The sequence below is a fragment of the Agrobacterium sp. NPDC090283 genome (genome assembly GCF_044769685.1).
Taxonomy (GTDB): domain Bacteria; phylum Pseudomonadota; class Alphaproteobacteria; order Rhizobiales; family Rhizobiaceae; genus Agrobacterium.
The window spans coordinates 83,640-102,389 of the sequence record NZ_JBIVYG010000008.1 but is presented as its reverse complement, the minus strand read 5'-3'; the positions used below and the strand labels follow the sequence as shown (position 1 = coordinate 102,389).

19 protein-coding genes and 1 tRNA gene are annotated in these 18,750 nt (G+C 58.6%); 10 read left to right on the top strand and 10 right to left on the bottom strand.

Annotation, left to right across the window (positions count from 1 at the left end):
* Positions 1-44: 44 nt before the first annotated feature.
* The 8 genes from cyoB (at position 45) to ACIQUH_RS13730 (ending at position 7,702) form a co-directional block, all read left to right on the top strand.
* Positions 45-2,048, top strand: coding sequence for a cytochrome o ubiquinol oxidase subunit I (gene cyoB, locus ACIQUH_RS13765; RefSeq protein ID WP_400815881.1), 2,004 nt, complete (start codon positions 45-47; stop codon positions 2,046-2,048).
* 6 nt (positions 2,049-2,054) lie between these two features.
* Positions 2,055-2,681 carry a cytochrome o ubiquinol oxidase subunit III gene (cyoC, locus tag ACIQUH_RS13760; protein ID WP_003524364.1) on the top strand — a complete coding sequence of 209 codons (627 nt, stop codon included), beginning with the start codon at positions 2,055-2,057 and terminating at the stop codon, positions 2,679-2,681.
* The gene (cyoD, locus tag ACIQUH_RS13755) at positions 2,681-3,076 is read left to right on the top strand and encodes a cytochrome o ubiquinol oxidase subunit IV (RefSeq protein WP_400815879.1); all 396 of its coding nucleotides are present in this window, start codon (positions 2,681-2,683) and stop codon (positions 3,074-3,076) included. The genes cyoC and cyoD overlap by 1 nt, the downstream gene beginning before the upstream one ends.
* A gap of 176 nt (positions 3,077-3,252) precedes the next feature.
* Positions 3,253-4,014 (top strand): SURF1 family protein, encoded by a 762-nt coding sequence (locus ACIQUH_RS13750; protein WP_400815877.1) that lies wholly within the window; start codon positions 3,253-3,255, stop codon positions 4,012-4,014.
* Positions 4,015-4,127: 113 nt separating this feature from the next.
* The gene (locus ACIQUH_RS13745) at positions 4,128-5,348 is read left to right on the top strand and encodes a phosphopentomutase (protein WP_400815874.1); all 1,221 of its coding nucleotides are present in this window, start codon (positions 4,128-4,130) and stop codon (positions 5,346-5,348) included.
* Positions 5,345-6,322, top strand: a complete 978-nt coding sequence (locus ACIQUH_RS13740) for an adenosine deaminase (protein WP_400815872.1) — start codon at positions 5,345-5,347, stop codon at positions 6,320-6,322. The genes ACIQUH_RS13745 and ACIQUH_RS13740 overlap by 4 nt, the downstream gene beginning before the upstream one ends.
* Positions 6,323-6,415: 93 nt before the next feature.
* Positions 6,416-7,045: a uracil phosphoribosyltransferase gene (gene upp / locus ACIQUH_RS13735; RefSeq protein ID WP_400815870.1), complete on the top strand. Its 630-nt coding sequence runs from the start codon at positions 6,416-6,418 to the stop codon at positions 7,043-7,045.
* Between the two features lie 135 nt (positions 7,046-7,180).
* On the top strand, positions 7,181-7,702 hold the full coding sequence (locus ACIQUH_RS13730; RefSeq protein WP_400815868.1) for a TIGR02281 family clan AA aspartic protease: 522 nt from the start codon (positions 7,181-7,183) through the stop codon (positions 7,700-7,702).
* On the opposite strand, the gene deoA is transcribed toward ACIQUH_RS13730, so the two are convergent.
* The 10 genes from deoA to ACIQUH_RS13680 all read right to left on the bottom strand — a co-directional run bounded on the left by deoA (position 7,695) and on the right by ACIQUH_RS13680 (position 16,921).
* Positions 7,695-9,011 (bottom strand): thymidine phosphorylase, encoded by a 1,317-nt coding sequence (gene deoA, locus ACIQUH_RS13725; RefSeq protein ID WP_400816206.1) that lies wholly within the window; start codon positions 9,009-9,011, stop codon positions 7,695-7,697. The two genes, ACIQUH_RS13730 and deoA, sit on opposite strands and share 8 nt — an antisense overlap.
* Positions 9,008-9,781 carry a deoxyribose-phosphate aldolase gene (gene deoC, locus ACIQUH_RS13720; RefSeq protein ID WP_400815866.1) on the bottom strand — a complete coding sequence of 258 codons (774 nt, stop codon included), beginning with the start codon at positions 9,779-9,781 and terminating at the stop codon, positions 9,008-9,010. Before deoC ends, deoA begins: the two co-directional genes overlap by 4 nt.
* Before the next feature lie 2 nt (positions 9,782-9,783).
* Positions 9,784-10,584, bottom strand: a complete 801-nt coding sequence (locus ACIQUH_RS13715; RefSeq protein ID WP_400815863.1) for a purine-nucleoside phosphorylase — start codon at positions 10,582-10,584, stop codon at positions 9,784-9,786.
* Entirely contained in the window at positions 10,584-10,973 is a 390-nt protein-coding gene (locus ACIQUH_RS13710; RefSeq protein WP_162936796.1) for a cytidine deaminase, read from the bottom strand. Before ACIQUH_RS13710 ends, ACIQUH_RS13715 begins: the two co-directional genes overlap by 1 nt.
* Before the next feature lie 19 nt (positions 10,974-10,992).
* Positions 10,993-11,964 carry an ABC transporter permease gene (locus ACIQUH_RS13705; RefSeq protein WP_279654588.1) on the bottom strand — a complete coding sequence of 324 codons (972 nt, stop codon included), beginning with the start codon at positions 11,962-11,964 and terminating at the stop codon, positions 10,993-10,995.
* Between the two features lie 6 nt (positions 11,965-11,970).
* A complete protein-coding gene (locus tag ACIQUH_RS13700) occupies positions 11,971-13,074 on the bottom strand; it encodes an ABC transporter permease (RefSeq protein ID WP_400815861.1) in 1,104 nt (367 codons plus the stop codon).
* Positions 13,075-13,081: 7 nt separating this feature from the next.
* The gene (locus ACIQUH_RS13695; RefSeq protein WP_400816204.1) at positions 13,082-14,587 is read right to left on the bottom strand and encodes an ABC transporter ATP-binding protein; all 1,506 of its coding nucleotides are present in this window, start codon (positions 14,585-14,587) and stop codon (positions 13,082-13,084) included.
* A gap of 83 nt (positions 14,588-14,670) precedes the next feature.
* Positions 14,671-15,663 carry a BMP family protein gene (locus ACIQUH_RS13690; protein WP_400815859.1) on the bottom strand — a complete coding sequence of 331 codons (993 nt, stop codon included), beginning with the start codon at positions 15,661-15,663 and terminating at the stop codon, positions 14,671-14,673.
* 214 nt (positions 15,664-15,877) lie between these two features.
* Positions 15,878-16,528, bottom strand: coding sequence for a peptide-methionine (S)-S-oxide reductase MsrA (gene msrA / locus ACIQUH_RS13685; RefSeq protein ID WP_400815856.1), 651 nt, complete (start codon positions 16,526-16,528; stop codon positions 15,878-15,880).
* 75 nt (positions 16,529-16,603) lie between these two features.
* A complete protein-coding gene (locus ACIQUH_RS13680) occupies positions 16,604-16,921 on the bottom strand; it encodes a hypothetical protein (protein WP_400815854.1) in 318 nt (105 codons plus the stop codon).
* A gap of 221 nt (positions 16,922-17,142) precedes the next feature.
* Between ACIQUH_RS13680 and ACIQUH_RS13675 the strand changes: the two genes are divergently transcribed.
* Together ACIQUH_RS13675 and rhuM are read left to right on the top strand one after the other, a co-directional pair.
* Positions 17,143-17,232: transfer RNA gene (locus ACIQUH_RS13675), tRNA-Ser, on the top strand.
* Positions 17,233-17,501: 269 nt separating this feature from the next.
* Positions 17,502-18,527 (top strand): RhuM family protein, encoded by a 1,026-nt coding sequence (gene rhuM / locus ACIQUH_RS13670; RefSeq protein WP_400815851.1) that lies wholly within the window; start codon positions 17,502-17,504, stop codon positions 18,525-18,527.
* Positions 18,528-18,750: the final 223 nt, after the last annotated feature.

Sequence of the window (18,750 nt, the reverse complement as noted above, 5' to 3'; positions counted from 1 at the left end):
CCTGTCCGCGCCGATCTTACGTTTTCGAATCGCAAGAGGCTAAAATGATCGTCAATTCCGATCAAACGTCGTTCCTGTTCGGGAAGCTGACATGGGAGTCCATCCCGCTTCACGAGCCCATTCTCGTCGCCACCTTCGCGGCCGTGGCTCTGGGTGGCATCGCCGTCGTTGGCGCCCTTACCTATTTCCGCCTGTGGGGCTATCTCTGGAACGAATGGTTCACGAGCATCGATCACAAGAAGATCGGTATCATGTACATCATTCTGGCGCTCGTCATGCTGTTGCGCGGCTTCGCCGACGCCATCATGATGCGCGTGCAGCAGGCCATCGCCTCGGGTGGTTCGGAAGGTTATCTGCCGCCGCACCATTACGACCAGATCTTCACGGCCCATGGCGTCATCATGATCTTCTTCATGGCCATGCCGATGATCACGGGTCTGATGAACTTCGTCGTGCCGCTGCAGATCGGCGCCCGCGACGTTTCGTTCCCCTTCCTCAACAACTTCTCCTTCTGGATGACCACGGCCGGCGCCGTCATCACCATGATCTCGCTGTTCATCGGTGAATATGCGCAGACCGGCTGGCTGGCCTATCCGCCGCTGTCGGGCATTGACGGAAGCCCGGGGGTCGGGGTCGATTATTATATCTGGGGTCTGCAGATCGCCGGTGTGGGAACGACGTTATCGGGCATCAACCTGATCGTCACGATCATCAAGATGCGCGCGCCTGGCATGACCATGATGCGCCTGCCGATCTTCGTCTGGACCTCGCTGTGTTCGAACATCCTGATCGTGGCCTCCTTCCCGATCCTGACCGGCACGCTCGCCCTTCTCACCCTCGACCGTTACGTTGGCACCAACTTCTTCACCAACGATCTCGGCGGCAATCCGATGATGTATGTCAACCTCATCTGGATCTGGGGTCATCCGGAAGTTTACATTTTGGTTCTGCCGGCCTTCGGCGTCTTCTCGGAAATCGTCTCGACCTTCTCCAACAAGCGCCTTTTCGGTTATGCCTCGATGGTCTACGCCACGGGCGTCATCACCATCCTCGCTTATATCGTGTGGCTGCACCACTTCTTCACCATGGGTTCCGGCGCAAGCGTCAACGCCTTCTTCGGCATCACCACGATGATCATCTCGATCCCGACGGGCGCGAAGATCTTCAACTGGCTCTTCACCATGTATAAGGGCCGCATCAAGTTCGATGTGCCGATGCTCTGGACGATCGGCTTCATGATCACCTTCGTCATCGGCGGCATGACCGGCGTTCTTCTTGCCGTTCCGCCGGCGGACTTCGTGCTGCACAACTCGCTGTTCCTCATCGCCCACTTCCACAACACCATCATCGGTGGTGTCGTGTTCGGTGTGCTTGCGGGTATCGTCTACTGGTTCCCGAAGGCCTTCGGTTACCGGCTCGATCCGTTCTGGGGCAAGCTGTCCTTCTGGTTCTGGTTCATCGGCTTCTACTTCGCCTTCATGCCGCTCTATATTCTCGGCCTGATGGGGATCACCCGCCGTATCAGCCAGTTCGAGGACAACTCGCTGCAGATCTGGTTCCTGATCGCCGCCTTCGGCGCCTTCCTGATCGCGCTCGGCATCGCCTCCTTCGTCATCCAGCTCATCGTCAGCTTCCTGAAGCGAGACCAGCTGCGCGATGTAACCGGCGACCCCTATAACGGCCGTACGCTGGAATGGTCGACCTCGTCGCCGCCGCCTGCCTACAACTTCGCCTTCACGCCCGTCATCCATGATGTCGATGCCTGGGCGGATATGAAAAAGCGCGGTTACAACCGTCCCAAGGAAGGCTTCATTCCGATCCATATGCCGAAGAACACCGGCGCCGGCGTGATCATCAGCGCCATCAGCGTGGTTCTCGGCTTCGCCCTGGTATGGCACATCTGGTGGCTTGCAGCTCTGTCGATGCTCGCCATCATCGCGGTCTCCATCGCCCATACCTTCAACTACAATCGCGATTATTACATTCCGGCTGCCGACGTTTCGACGGTCGAAGCGGAACGTACCAAGCTGCTCGCGGAACAGGCGTAACGGAACATGTCTCATACACCTGCACAAAGCGTCGACGGCGCTGAACCACCGGTCTTCTACCTGAAGGAAGACCATCACCCGGAGAACGGGACGTCGCTGGGCTTCTGGCTCTACCTGATGAGCGACTGCCTCATCTTCGCGACGCTGTTTGCCACCTATGCCGTCGTCGGCCGCAACTATGCGGCCGGCCCCTCGGGTGCGGACCTGTTCGACCTGAAGCTGGTGGCGATCAATACCGGCTTCCTGCTTTTCTCCTCCATCACCTATGGCTTCGCCATGCTGGAAATGGAAAAGCAGAAGGTAAAGGCGACGCTGGTCTGGCTCGGTGTGACCGGCCTCTTTGGCCTCGCCTTCCTCGCCGTCGAACTCTACGAGTTCCATCACCTGATCGCGGAAGGTGCCGGCCCGCAGCGTTCGGCGTTCCTGTCGGCCTTCTTCGCGCTGGTCGGTACGCACGGTCTGCACGTCACCTTCGGCATCATCTGGCTCGTCACGCTGATGTTCCAGGTTGCCAAACACGGCCTGATCGCGGCAAACAAGCGCCGCCTGATGTGCCTGTCGATGTTCTGGCACTTCCTCGACGTCATCTGGATCGGCGTCTTCTCCTTCGTTTACCTCATGGGAGTTCTTTGATGATTTCCGAAGCACACGCACATCACGACGCGCATGGCGACGACCATCATCACCATGATGGCGCAAGCCACGGCACGTTCAAGAGCTACATGATCGGCTTCGTCCTGTCGGTCATCCTGACGGCGATCCCCTTCTGGCTGGTCATGGGCGACGTTCTCGAAAACAAGACCCTGCTGGTCATCGCGATCATGGGCCTCGGCGTCATCCAGATTTTCGTGCACATGATCTACTTCCTGCACATGGACACCAAGTCCGAAGGCGGCTGGACCTTCATGGCGCTGATCTTCACCGTCGTGGTGCTTTTGATCACGCTCTCCGGCTCGCTTTGGGTCATGTACAACATGAACAAGAACATGATGCCGCTGCACATCGAGGATGTGAAGAACCTGCCCTGAGCAGCATAGATCGACGGCCTGCCGGGTTTCCGGCGGGCCGCCTTCGCGCCAACACATAACCCCATGAATCCTGGTGCGATTTATGGGGTTATTTGCTGGAAGAAGCGTATGCGGGCGTAAAAAAGCCCGTCAAAGCAGACTGGTCTCTGCCAGGCGCGCTTCGCAAGGACCGTGACATGAAAGAAACCACATCCCATAAGCGGCGCATCCGCCCTGCGGCCATCGTCGTTCTGTTTCTGACCGTTGCCCTGACGGGTCTGCTGTTGGCGCTCGGCACATGGCAGGTCAAGCGCCTTTCCTGGAAGCTCGATCTTATCGAACGGGTTGAAGCCCGCGCCCATGCCGATCCCGTCGACGCCCCTGCAGCCGGAGAATGGCGGGCACTCGGCGACCCGGCGCAATACGAATATCGCCGTGTGAAACTGTCCGGCACCTTGCTCAATGACAGGGAGGTTCAGGTCTATACGGTCACGGATCTCGGCCCCGGTTACTGGGTGATGACGCCGCTCAGGCGCGACGATGGCTCCAGCATCATCGTCAATCGCGGCTTCGTACCGTCCGACAGGCGCGATCCATCCTCCCGTCAGGAAGGCGAACCGACCGGAAACGTGGAGATCGTCGGGCTGATGCGCGCGCCTGAAACCGGCGGGCTTTTCCTGCGCACCAACGATCCGGAAAATGGCCGCTGGTATTCCCGCAACATTCCTGAAATCTCGCAGGCATCCGGCCTTTCCGATGTCGCGCCGTTTTATGTCGACGCCGATGCGACACCCAATCCGGGCGGTCTGCCGGTCGGCGGCAAGACCATGCTCGCCTTTCCCAACAACCACCTCTCCTATGCCGTAACGTGGTATATTCTGGCGGCGATGGTGGCGGCGGCGGGGTGGTATGTCCTGCGTAATCTCAACGCCCCCAAATCGAAACGGGACGGGGATTGAGCAGCCGGTTTTACCGGATGGTTCATAAAAGCACTTCCTTCTTCACGTTTTGCTGATCTATAACGACAGTTCGGCCTGACATTGCCCGTCGGCGCATTTTGTTTCGGTGAGTTATGGCAAGAGCATTTCTTCTCGTTCTGGATTCCTTCGGTGTCGGCGGCGCGCCTGATGCGGAGCGTTATGGCGATCTTGGTGCAAATACGCTCGGTCATATCGCGGAATTCTGCGCGGCAGGTGCGGCGGATAGAGCCGGGCTTCGGGCAGGTCCGCTGAAGCTGCCGAACATGTGTTCGCTCGGCCTCATCGAGATCGCGAGGCAGGCAAGCGGCGACATTCCCGCCGGCATGGAACCGCCGGAGCGGATTTTCGGCCTGCATGGCTCCGCCAGCGAAATCTCCAAGGGCAAGGACACGCCTTCCGGCCACTGGGAGATCGCCGGTACGCCTGTTACCTTCGACTGGGGATATTTCCCGACGGAAGGCGATGCATTTTCACCGGAACTGGTGGAAGCGATCTGCAGGCAAGCCGATATTCCGGGCATTCTCGGCAATTGCCATGCTTCCGGCACCGAGATCATCGCGGCGCTCGGTGAAGAGCATATCAGGACTGGCAAACCGATCTGCTACACGTCCTCCGATTCCGTTTTCCAGATCGCCGCGCATGAAACGCATTTCGGCCTGGAGCGGCTCATCTCGCTCTGCGAGACGGTGCGCAAGCTGCTCGATCCGCTGAATATTGGCCGCGTCATCGCCCGCCCCTTCATCGGCGAAACGGTCGCAACCTTCGAACGCACCGGCAACCGTCGCGACTTCTCCGTTCTGCCACCCGAGCCGACCCTGCTCGACCGGCTGGTGGAGGCGGGGCGCAAGGTGCATGCGATCGGCAAGATCGGCGATATCTATGCCCATCAGGGCGTCTCGCGCATCATCAAGGCTAACGGCAACAGCGCCCTGATGGATGCGACGTTGCAGGCGATCGACGAGGCTGAAAACGGCGATCTCGTCTTCACCAATTTCGTCGATTTCGACATGCTTTACGGCCATCGCCGCGATGTTGCCGGTTACGCCGCTGCCCTTGAGGCCTTCGATGCGCGCATCCCCGAAATCCATCGTAAGATGGCGCCGGGTGATATCGCCCTTTTGACCGCCGACCACGGTTGCGACCCCACATGGCGGGGCACGGACCATACACGCGAAAGGGTGCCGATCATGGCATTCGGGCCGGGCATCCGTTCCCGCGACGTCGGCATCCGTTCAAGCTACGCCGATATCGGCGAAAGCATCGCCCACCATCTTGGAATTGACGCCGGTTCACACGGCAGGAGCTTCATTTGACATCGCATTTGCTGAAAGCGGAAATTCACTGCCACATCGAGGGTGCGGCCCCGCCCGCCCTCGTCGCGAAACAGGCGGAGAAATACGGCATCGACACCAGCGGCTTCCTGCGGGACGGCCAATATGTCTGGTCGGATTTCGCCGAATTCATCCGCTGTTATGACGCAGTGGCGCAGGTGTTCAAAACGGATGAGGATTATGCCGTCCTGACCGAAACCTATCTGACCGAACTTGCCGAAGCCAATACGATCTACAGCGAACTGATCATTTCGCCCGACCACGGCGACCGCATCGGGCTCGGTGCCGACGCCTATCTGGCCGGCATTGCCGAAGGCATCCGCATCGCGAAAGAAAAGACCGGCATCGAAACCCGCATCATCGTCACCGGCGAGCGGCATTTCGGCCCAGAGCGGGTGATCGCGGCGGCCGAATATGCGGCGCGCGCGCGGCATCCCCTGGTAACCGGCTTCAACATGGCGGGTGAAGAGCGCATGGGCCGGGTTGCCGATTACGCCCGCGCCTTCGATATCGCCCGCGATGCGGGTCTTGGGCTGACGATCCACGCGGGTGAGGTTTGCGGGCCGGAAAGCGTTGCTGACGCGCTCGATCTCGTCAAACCGTCGCGTATCGGCCACGGCGTACGTGCGATTGAAAATGCCGCTCTCATCTCCCGGCTGGTCGAGGCGGGAACGGTTCTCGAAGTCTGCCCCGGCTCGAATATCGCGCTCAACGTCTATCCCGATTTCGCCAGCCACCCGCTGAAAGCTCTCAGCGATGCCGGGGTGCGTGTGTGCATCAGTTCCGACGACCCGCCATTTTTCTTCACATCGCTCGCAAGGGAATATGCCCTAGCCGCAGACGAGTTCGGTTTTAGCGACGATGAGATCAACCGCATGACCCGCACCGCGCTGGAATGCGCCTTTGTGGACGACGCCACCCGCGCACAGCTGCTGGCCCGGATCGATCAGTCCTGAGCTGTTGTTGGCAGGGTAAAACCGCGAAGAAGGCTTGCGAAAAACGTGCTTTCGGTGAATTACAGGGCATAAGATAAAAGAAAGGCCAGTTTCATGGACGGCGTCACAGTCATCGAACATCCGCTGGTGCGGCACAAACTCACCATCATGCGCAAGAAGGAAACTTCCACGGCCGGCTTCCGCCGCCTGCTCAGGGAAATTTCGACGCTGCTCTGCTATGAAGTGACGCGCGACCTTGAAATGACGATGGAAACCATCGACACGCCGCTCGAAACCATCGAGGCACCGGTGCTCGAAGGCAAGAAGCTGGTTTTCGCTTCGATCCTGCGCGCGGGCAACGGCCTTTTGGAAGGGATGCTTGAGCTCGTTCCTTCGGCGCGTGTCTCCCATATCGGCGTTTATCGCGATCACGATACGCTGGAAGCGGTCGAATATTATTTCAAGGCCCCTGAAAGCCTCGACGCCCGTCTCATCATCGTCGTGGATCCGATGTTGGCAACCGGCAATTCCTCTATCGCCGCCGTTGAAAAGCTGAAGGAGCGCGGTGCCAAGAACATCCGCTTCCTGTGTCTGCTGGCTGCACCCGAAGGCATCAAGAATTTCCGTGAAGCCCATCCCGATGTGCATATCTACACAGCCGCCATCGACAGGCATCTGAACGAGAAGGGCTATATCGTTCCCGGCCTTGGTGATGCCGGCGACCGCATGTACGGTACCAAATAACACCGTTCATCATTACTTAACCGTTTGAGCCATTCGCCGCACGCAACGCGGCGGATGGCTTTTTTCTTTTAAGATTTCAGCATGTTTTGCGCCTATGCTGCACAGGGACAACCCCTGCCCTTAAGGAGCAACCACTTGCTGGCGCGTGCGATTTTTCTGCTTGTCGGTCTTTCGGTCAGTGCCACGCAAATTCCAGCGCTGATGGAAAAATTTCAGTCACGCCCGGAAACCGGCGCGGCAAAATCCGGCGCCACCGCCGAAGTTGCCAGACCGCAACCGGTTTCGCTGGGCAGCGTCAGTCTGAAAGCGGATACGCGCGGTCACTTCAACGCCACCTTCCGCATCAATGGTAAATCCTTCGACGGGCTTGTCGATACCGGTGCCTCGATGGTGGCGATCAACGAGACGATTGCACGCCGGCTGGGTTACGGCGTCAACAGCCTCGATTTCAAATATGCGATCTCGACGGCCAATGGGCAGACCCTGGCGGCGCATGTGAAACTTGACCGGGTAGAGATCGGCGCAATCCGCGTTCAGAATGTCGATGCCATGGTGCTAAAGGACAATGCGCTGAGCAACATGCTGATCGGCATGAGCTTTCTGAAGCAATTATCGTCTTTCAAGGTGTCCGGCGGCGAAATGCGGCTGGTCAGGTGATCCGTTCAAGGATGGGTGAGGCGATTTCCGGGGCGCTGTCCGCAATCCCGTAACAGCCCTCTATTTTTCTTATCGCACGCTCCGCGTCTTCGCTGGACGCTGCGTGAACGACGGCGATCGGCTCGCCCTTCTCCACCCTCGCCCCAAGCGGCAGGATACCCGAAATACCGACTGCCGGATCGATGGTGTCCGAGGGCTTTGTTCTGCCGCCGCCGAGTTCGACCACAGCAATGCCGAGATCGCGCGTTGCGCAGGATGCGAGCCAGCCGCTTCGTGCAGCGGGAATCGGGAGGATGACCGGCGCAGAGGCCAGGTAACGGGATGGATGTTCGACAAAGTCCGACGGCCCGCCCAGTGCCGAAACCATCCGCGCGAAGACCTCCATGGCGCGGCCGGAGGAAAGAGCCGCTGATGCCAGCGCCTCGCCTTCCTCCAACGTCGCGGCTTTTTGAGCCTGCACGAGCATTTCCGCCGCAAAGGACAGAACCACTTTTTTGAGACGCGTGCCGGCCTTGCGACCGGCCAGAAACTCCAGACAATTGACGATTTCGACGGCATTGCCCGCCGCATCGCCAAGCGGCTGATTCATGTCGGTGATCAGCGCGGTTGTCGGTAGGCCCGCACCATTCGCCACATCGACCAGCGCGCGGGCGAGAATGCGGGCATCCTCCAGGCTTTGCATGAAAGCGCCGTTGCCGACTTTCACGTCGAGAACCAGCGTCTCAAGCCCGGCCGCCAGCTTCTTCGAGAGAATGGAAGCCGTGATCAGCGGGATGGAATCGACCGTCGCGGTCACATCCCTGATAGCGTAGAGGCGTTTGTCCGCGGGTGCGAGATCGCCCGTCTGGCCGATGATGGCGCAGCCGACAGACTGCACTGTCCGGCGAAACAGCGCCTCGTCCGGCATAACGTTGTAACCGGGGATCGCTTCCAGCTTGTCCAGCGTGCCGCCGGTATGGCCAAGGCCCCTGCCGGAAATCATCGGCACGGCAAGACCGCAGGCGGCAACGATGGGGGCGAGCATCAAAGAGACATTATCACCAACGCCCCCGGTGGAATGCTTGTCCGCCACCGGTTTGCCGAGATCACTCCAGGACAGGACATCGCCGCTGTCGCGCATGGCAAGCGTCAGCGCCACCATCTCATCGCGGTTCATGCCGCGAAAGAACACCGCCATGGCGAAGGCAGCCGCCTGCCCTTCCGATATGCCGTCTTTCGACAACGCCTCGATGAAAGCGGCGATCTCCTGCGGCTCAAGCGACAGGCCATCACGTTTGCGGCGGATGATTTCCTGCGGGATCAAGCTCAGTACCCGCTGGCGGCCTTGGCCGGTTCGCCGCCGGCCAGTACGTTCAGCACGTCATCGAGAATGCCCGAGGCACCAAAACGGAAAGTGGACGGCATGGCCCAGTTGGGCGCCATGATGGTTTCCGCCAGCCGCAGGTAAAGTGTCGCGTCCTCCACCGTGCCGATGCCGCCGGCGGGTTTGAAGCCCACTTTCTGTCGGCTGTCGCGGATCGCCTGCAACATGATATCGGCCGCTTCCAGCGTTGCATTGACGGCGACCTTGCCGGTCGATGTCTTGATGAAATCCGCCCCTTCGGCGATGGCGATCTCGGAGGCGCGGCGGATCAGCGCCTTGTCCTTCAACTCGCCGGTTTCGAGAATGACCTTGAGCAGCACGGGTGCCACGCAGGCCTTGCGCACGGCGGCCACCATGTCGGAAACGGCCGCTTCATCGCCGGCGATGAATTTGCGATAGGGGATGACCAGATCGATTTCGTCGGCGCCGTCGCGGATCGCCACTTCGGTTTCCGCAACCACGGTCGCGACATCGAGATCGCCCGAGGGGAAATTGACGACGGTAGCGATGCGGATCGCGTGTTCTTTTCCGAAAGCAGCGCGTGCCTGCGCCACGAAACGCGGCCAGATGCAGATCGCGGCGGTGTTGCCATAATCCGTATGCGCGCGCTGGCACAGGGCAGCGATCTGCTCCGGCGTGCAGTCTTCCTTGAGATTTGTCAGGTCCAGCAAGGACAGAGTGAGGGCAGCCGCTTCGCGCGGACGCTGGAGTTCCATGGTCACGCTCCTCCTGCGATCATTTCCTTCAGAATAGCGGCAAGCCTCTTGCCGCCCACGGGAGCCATGTCCTTGGTTTCTTCATGGCTCAGTTCCGCACCGGTCATGCCGGCACCGTAATTGGTAATAACCGATGCAGCGGCAACGCGCATCCCGAAAAAGCGGGCGAGGATGACTTCCGGCACCGTGGACATGCCGACGGCATCCGCCCCCAGCAACCGCGCCATGCGGATTTCCGCCGGTGTTTCGAAGCTTGGGCCGGAGAACCACATATAGACGCCGCCGAACAGGGGCACCGTCGCACGGATCGCGGCATTGCGCATGGCGAGCATCAGATCAGGATCGTAAGCCGTGGTCATGCCGACGAAGCGGCGGTCGCTTTCCTCACCGATCAGCGGGTTCATGCCGGAATAATTGATATGATCGGTGATCTGCATGACCGAGCCGGGCGGCATATCCTGCCTGACCGAACCCGCCGAATTGGTGAGGATGAGCGACTGCACGCCGAGACCGGCCAGCGCCCCGATGATCGCACGCATGGCGGACGGATCGCCCTTCTCGTAATAATGCACCCGGCCGGAGAGCATCATGACCGGCTCACCGCCAAGATAGCCCGCCACCAGCTCGCCCGCATGGCCGGAAACGCCGCTTGCGGGAAAACCGGGAAGTTCGGCATAGGGCACCCGGATCGGATCGCCCACCTCCTCCACCAGAGAACCGAGGCCAGAGCCGAGGACGATGGCGACGCGCGGCATCAGGCCGTTCAGGCGCTCCACCAGAATATCGATCAGCGTATCCGGCATCAGGGCAGCTCTGTCTTGAAACTGAAGGGCAAAAGCTCTTCCATGGTCATGACCTTCTGGACACCGGTTTCGTCGCAGAGATAGACTTTCGTCTCCGGCGTGGCGAATTCGGCGATCTTCTGCCGGCAGCCGCCGCAGGGCGGGCAGAGAGCGAGCTTTTCGGCGATGACGGCGATTTCGCTGATCTTCTTGGCCCCGCCCATGATCATGGCGCTGATGGCGGAAGGTTCGGCGCACCAGCCCTGCGGGAAAGAGAGATTTTCGATATTGGCACCCTTGTAGATCTTGCCGTCTTCAGCGCGGATCGCCGCACCGACCGGGAATTTCGAATAGGGTGCATGGGCAAAGGCCATGGCCTCCACCGCCGCCTCGAACAGGGCATGCGACATCGGGTCTTGTGACATGGATTTAACGCTCCTTCGCATAGGCAACGCCACCGGCCTTGGGCGGCTTGGCGACGCCGATGAAACCGGCAAGCAGGATGCAGGTCAGAATATAGGGCATGGCCTGGAAAATCTGCACCGGCACTTCGCCGATGCCGGGCACGGATTTGCCCTGCATGAAGTTGGCGAAGGCATCCAGAAAACCGAAGAGCAGGCAGGCAAACATGACCGGCACCGGCTTCCATTTCGCGAAAATCAGCGCCGCGAGCGCGATATAACCCTTGCCGGCCGACATGTTGGCGATAAAGGCGGCTGATTGCGCGACGGCGAGATAGGCGCCCGAAAAACCGCAGAGGAAACCGGCAACGATGACGGCGCGGAAACGCATCCATGTCACCGAAATGCCGGCCGTATCGACCGCACCCGGGTTTTCACCGACGGCGCGCAGCCGCAGGCCGAAACGGGTGCGGTAGAGCACCCACCAGGAAAGCGGCACAGCCAGAAAGGCGAGATAGGTGAGGATATTGTTGCCGGAAATGACGTTGGCATAAAGCGGGCCGATGAAAGGCACCTCGCGCATCGCATCCGCGCCGGGCAGGATGATCGGGGCAAAACGTCCTTCGCCCGGAAGCTGCGGCGTGCGGCCGCCCTGGCCGAACCAGGCCTGCCCCAGAACCACGGTCAGGCCGGCGGCAATGAAGTTCAGCGCCACGCCCGACACGATCTGGTTGCCGCGATTGGTGATGACGGCGAAACCATGGATCAGCGAGAACAGGATGGAGACCGCGATGCCAGCCAGTAGACCGGCCCAGGGATTGGCAGTGATATAGGCAACACAGGCGGATGCGAAGGCCGCCGCCAGCATCTTGCCTTCAAGCCCGATATCGAACACCCCCGCACGCTCGGAAAAAAGTCCGGCAAGGGCGGTGAACAGAAGCGGGATTGTAAGGCGGACGGTCGAGCCGAGAATGCTGACCAGCATGTCGAAGAAATCCATATCAGCTCACCCCTTTGCCAGACGCTGGTAGATGCGGACGACCGCCGGCCGGTACATATATTCCAGCGCGCCGGCAAACAGGATCACCAGACCCTGGATGACCACGATCATCTCGCGGGTAATGTTGGGCATCTCGAAGGAAAGGTCTGCACCACCCTGATAGAGAATGCCGAACAGCAATGCCGAGAAGATGATGCCGAGCGGATGGCTTCGCCCCATCAGCGACACGGCAATGCCGACGAAACCCGCACCGCCGACAAATTCCACCTGCAGGCGGGCGGAGGCGCCCATGACAGGGTTCAGCGCCATCATGCCCGCCAGTCCGCCGGAAATCAGCATGGCGATGATGACCGTGCGCGCATAGGGAATACCGGCATAGATGGCGGCTGACGGGCTGATGCCGAGCGTACGCATCTCGTAACCGAGCTTGGTGCGCCAGATCAGCACCCAGACGAGGAAACACATGACCAGCGCGATGATGAAGGAGACGTTGAACGGCGCCGGCCCGAGCTTGAGGCCAAACAAAGCCATCAACCAGTCCAGCTTCGGCAATTGCCCGCCCGGCAGGAAGGTACGCGTTTCCGGCGCCATCTTGCCCGGTACGATCAGCACGTTGACCAGGAGATAAACCATCAGTGCCGCGGCGATGAAGTTGAACATGATGGTGGTGATGACGACATGGCTGCCGCGCTTGGCCTGAAGCCAGGCCGGAATGAAGGCCCAGGCCGCGCCGAAAACCGCAGCACCGATGACGGCGAAGGGCATCGTCACATACCAGGGCACGTAACGATCAAGCGCCAGCGCCACCAGCGCCGCACCCAGCCCGCCAATATAGGCCTGGCCTTCGGAGCCGATATTGAACAGGCCCGCGTGGAAAGCCACGGCAACGGAGAGACCGGTGAAAATGAAGCTCGTCGTGTAAAACAGCGTGAAGCCGATGGCGTCGCCACGGCCGAGCGCACCTTCGATGAGCAGGCGAAGCGCCGCCAGCGGATTTTCACCGATGGACCAGACAACGAGGCCGGAAATCAGAAAAGCGGTGACGACATTCAGCAAAGGCAGCAGGCCGTAGCTGATCCAGTTTGGCAGGGGGGTGGAAGCGGTGCTCATTCATGCCTCATGCGGCGATGCCGGCCATCATCAGGCCCAGCGTCTGTTCTTCGGCTTCCGCCGTTTTTTCTCCAACGACACGGCCGGCGAACATGACCATGATCCGGTCCGAAAGGGAACGGATTTCATCGAGTTCGACCGAAACCAGCAAAATCGCCTTGCCGGCATCGCGCATTTCGATGATGCGGCGATGGATGAATTCGATGGCGCCGATATCGACACCGCGGGTCGGCTGGCCGATAATCAGCATCTTCGGGTCGCGTTCGATTTCGCGGGCGACGACGATCTTCTGCTGGTTGCCGCCGGAAAAATTGGCGGTCTTTAACTGCGGGTTCGGCGGGCGGATATCGTATTTCTCGATCTTTTCGACCGCATCCTTGCGGATGGCCTCGGGGTTGAGGAAAGGTCCTTTGCCGTATCGCTCATCATGGTGATAGCCGAGGATTGAGTTTTCATATTCCTCGAATTTCAGCACCAGCCCCATATGGTGGCGGTCTTCCGGGATATGCGCCAGACCAAGTTTGCGCAGGATCGCAGGATCGGGGCGGTCTACCTTCTGGCCATCCACCCATATCTCTCCCGAAGCGGGATTGCGGATGCCGGCAATGGCTTCGAGCAGTTCCGACTGGCCATTACCCGCCACGCCGGCAATGCCGACGATTTCACCGGCGCGGACATCGAGCGAGACATCATCCACCATGGTGACGCCGCGGTTATCCTTGACGGTGAGATTGCGGATGGAGAGCAGAACATCGCCCGGTGTCGTCTCGCCCTTTTCCACCCGGAGCAGCACGCGACGGCCAACCATCAGTTCGGCCAGTTCCTCAACGCTGGTTTCGGAGGTCTTGCGGGTCGCCACCATTTCGCCGCGGCGCATGACGGAGACGGAATCCGTGATCGCCATGATCTCGCGCAGCTTGTGGGTGATGAGGATGACAGTCTTGCCCTGCTCACGCAGGACGCCGAGAATCTTGAAAAGGTGATCGGCCTCAGCCGGCGTTAGAACGCCGGTCGGCTCATCGAGGATCAGGATTTCGGCGCCACGATACATGGCTTTCAGGATTTCGACGCGCTGCTGCAGACCGACCGGCAGTTCTTCGATGACCGCATCCGGATCGACTTCCAGACCGTAATCGTCCTCGAGGCGCTGCAACTCCTTGCGGGCCGCCGCCCGGCCCTTGGCGAGCGATGCGCCGCCTTCCGCGCCGAGCATGACGTTTTCCAGCACGGTGAAATTCTCCACCAACATGAAGTGCTGGTGCACCATGCCGATGCCGGCATTGATGGCCGTCTGACTGTCACGGATCGCGACGGGCGTGCCATTCACCCGGATTTCACCGGCATCCGCCTGGTAAAAACCGTAAAGAATCGACATCAGGGTCGATTTTCCGGCACCGTTTTCCCCGATGATGCCGTGGATTGTGCCCTTGGCAACGGTCAGATTGATATTTTTATTGGCGTGAACGGCACCGAATTTCTTGTCGATGCCCACCAGTTCGATTGCAGGGTCCATACTCAAACCGAAACCTCTCCGAAGGCTGGATATGAAAAGGGCGCAAGATGAAAAATCATCATGCGCCCCAGTTACATATCATATCATTTCGGGCAGGAATTGTCCGCCATATAGTCATGAACCTTGACGGCGCCGGAGATGATGTCGGCCTTCGCCTTGTCCACGGCGGCGGTCATTTCCGGCGTGATCAGGGCCTTGTTGTTGTCGTCAACCGCGTAAGCCACGCCGTCTTCCTTGACGCCCAAAGCAACGATGCCGGGGGTGAACTTGTCGTCCTTGGCGTCCTTATAGGCGTTGTAGACGGCCAGATCGACGCGCTTGACCATGGAGGTCAGAACGGAACCCGGATGCAGGTGGTTCTGGTTGGAATCGACGCCGATCGAGAACTTCTTGTTATCGGCGGCGGTCTGCAACACGCCGATACCCGTCGCACCGGCTGCCGCGTAGATCACATCGGCGCCCTGGTCGATCTGGTTCTTGGTGAGTTCGCCGCCGCGCACCGGATCGTTCCAGGCAGCACCCGTGGTGCCGGTCATGTTCTGGAAGACTTCGATCTTGTCGTTGGCAGCCTTGGCGCCCTGGGCATAACCACAGGCGAATTTGCGGATAAGCGGAATATCCATGCCGCCGATGAAGCCGACCTTGCCGGTCTTGGAAGCCATGCCGGCCAGAAGACCAACGAGGTAGGAGCCTTCATGCTCCTTGTAGACGACGGAGCGGACGTTCGGCAGCTCGACGACGGAATCGACGATGACGAATTTGGTGTCAGGGAATTCGGCTGCAACCTTTTCCATGGCCGAGGTCCAGGCGAACGAAACGGCCACGACCGGGTTGAAGCCCTTGCTGGCGAAGTTGCGGATCGCCTGTTCACCCTGCGTGTCGCTGGTCGGTTCGAAGTCGCGGTATTCGATGCCCGTTTCTGCCTTGAACTTTTCAGCCCCGGCCGCAGCGGCTTCGTTGAACGATTTGTCGAACTTGCCGCCCGTGCCATAGACCAGCGCCGGCTTGATATCTGCGGCGAGCGCGGAAGCCGACATTGCGGCGAGCGCAAAAAGCGTCAGAAGGGATTTTTTCATTGTGCAGCCCTGTTGTTGCAATTGATATTTTAAGGGTCCTCCCGCAAACCCGTTGACCGGGAATGTCTGCGGAACCGCCAGCCGTTTTCCCGGCTGTGCTTGGCTCATATCCTTGCATGGCTCAATGAAAAATTCATCCGGTTTTTTTGACCCGGTGGAAAAACTTTATTCTGGCGTTTTTTTGGTCTTTCCACCGGGGCGACCTGCAAAAAATCTAGTCGATATTGCAGCTTACGCCGGTTCCCCTCAGGCCGCAGTAGCCGCCCGGGTTCTTAGCAAGATATTGCTGATGATAGTCTTCAGCGTAATAAAACGTTTCAAGCGGCCCGATCTCGGTGGTGATGGCGCTGCCATGGCCGGCCTCGTCCAAAGCCTCCTGAAAAGCATCGCCCGCCTTCTGCGCCTGCTGCAACTGCCCTTCCGTCGTCGCGTAAATGGCGGAACGGTAGGTCGTGCCGACATCGTTGCCCTGCCGCATCCCTTGAGTCGGATCATGCTCCTCGAAGAATATCTTCAGCAGACCCGAGAGCGAGATAACCGCCGGATCATAGACAACCTTGACCACTTCGGCATGGCCTGTCTGGCCGGTCGTCGTTTCCTGATAGGTCGGGTTGCGGGTGAAGCCGCCGGCATATCCGACCGCCGTTACCCACACGCCCGGCGTTTTCCAGAAAAGCCGCTCCGCGCCCCAGAAGCAGCCCATGCCGAGATAGATGATTTCCAGACCATCCGGATATGGCCCCTTCAAAGGCCGGCCATTCACGAAATGGTTTTCCGGCACCGCAAGCGCCTCTTCACGGCCGGGCAAGGCCGTTTCTTCAGTCGGCATCGTCGTTTTTTTTGAAAGCGTATCGAACAGGAACATTCGGTCCTCCATGCGGCCAGTTCCGCCGCTTCTCATGGTTCACGTCTGCGGGCGCCCAATTCGACAGACACGAGGTCAGGCCGATAAACGCCTCATCGCCTTGTGCTTCCTGTAACCCGCCATCCAGAAGAGCAGGGAAAGCGCCAGGGAAACGGCAAATGCGGGCGCCGCCGACAGGGCATTTTCAATGAAGCGCCACGCTTCAGGGTGAATATAGTGAGCCATGGCCGCTTCCACCATGGTACGGGAGGCAGGAAGAAGATAGTTCCAGGCGGACAGGATGCCGGTGATGTTGACCGAGGATGTGGAAACCGAGCGGATCGAATCGAGCACGCCCAGAAAAACCGCCGCAACGAGGAAAAGAAAGCTCAAAAACCGCAAAAAAGCTTTCATTGGGGACACCTCGCTTACGATCTGCCGATCAGACAGCCATATTTTGAAATCTATAATGCATCGATAAAGGCGGAAAAACCGGTTTGCAATCGCATCGGAACACAGGAAATTGCCGACATTTCAAAAAACTGTCAGATTCGTGTTGATCCCTGCGAATTCATCGGTATATATCGCGCCGTTCCAGTGATTTGCATTCTTCAAAACATGCAGATTTGAAAAAAGGACAGGTGGCCGAGTGGTTTAAGGCGCACGCCTGGAACGCGTGTGTGCGTGAAAGCGTACCGTGGGTTCGAATCCCACCCTGTCCGCCATTTCACGTCAGCCGCGCAGTGATTTCTCCGTAATTTTCTTGATTTGCCCGGCTTTTCTTTCTGTTGCCTGAGAAAACTTCCTCCCGCTTTATTTCGGAAAATCTCTTGAGGCCCTTTTCGACATCCGTTGACGAACGCTCATCCCCAATAACTTGTGTGTATAGCGAGTAGTGGGCCTGCTGCGCAGTTTTCAGTGCGCAGCAGGGGGGTGAGGGCAAGTGTCCGGTTTGAAAAATCGCTATAGTGCATCAGCCGAATCGGAGAGAAGTATGAGCGAAGACGGGCCGATCCATCTTTTCGAAGATGCCCAAACAGGAAACAAGTTCCTAGTTTACGGAACAGAGAAAGGGCTTCGGATTGATATCAAATATGAGGGGGAAACCCTCTGGATGACACAAGCCCAAATTGGTGAGCTGTTTGGTCGCGACGTTTCGAGCATTTCCCGACACATAACCAACATCTTTGAAGAAGGTGAGTTGCCCGAATCGACTTCTTTGCAAAAAGTGCAAACAACCAATGGTAGACCTGCCACGCTTTACAATCTCGACGTGGTAATATCAGTCGGCTATCGCGTGTCCTCTGCACAAGCCACCTTATTCCGTCGATGGGCAACAGGAATACTCGTTCAGTTCGCAAAAAAAGGCTTCGTCGTTGACACTGCTCGTCTGAAGCAACCTGAAAATTCCGATAGAATTGCCGAGCTGAAAGAGATCATTCGGGACATTCGCGCCGATGAAGCGAACGTCTACGCCGAGCTTCGCAAGATATGCGCGATGTGCCAAGATTACGACAATGCCACAGAAGCAGCTCGCGAGTTCTATCAGCATACACAGGCAAAACTTATTTTTGCGGTCGTCTCTCAAACTCCCGCGGAGATTGTGACATCAAGGGCGAAACATGATGTGGAGAACATGGGCCTGCGGACATGGCCCAACGATAACATCAGAAAAACGGATGTAACCGTCTCCAAAAATTATCTGACCGAAACAGAAATAAAAGAGTTAAACAGGCTGACAACAATCCTTTTGGATATTTTTGAAGATCAGGTTGATATCGGTCGGCTCGTCGTGATGCAGGATGCTGAACGTTTGCTTGAGCAGCAGCTAAAGGGTCTTGGTAGGCGAGTTCTCCGGGATGGTGGAAGTGTTAGCGCCGCAAAGGCAAAACGCCATGCGGAGACCCAATACGACAAATTTGACCAGCAGCGAAAAGCGGAACGTCAACAACTCGCAAAAAAAACGATTAACGAACTGGCAAAAGTCGCGAAAGATTTGCCGTCTGGCAGAAAGAGATAAATCAACTCTCCAACGGGATCGGGGGCAAAGGACCACACGGACCCTACCGTCAAAGCCGTGTTTTCCCGCTTCCGCAAGCCGCGATGGCTATGCTTCTGCACAGACAGGGGTTTCTTGCGCTTTTTTGCTGCGCTTCACCCTCTCTTGCGCCTTGCAGCAGGAAAAATCGCTCCTTATATACGCCGCAGAACTGCAGCAAATACTGCAAATCCAAGTCAAGGAG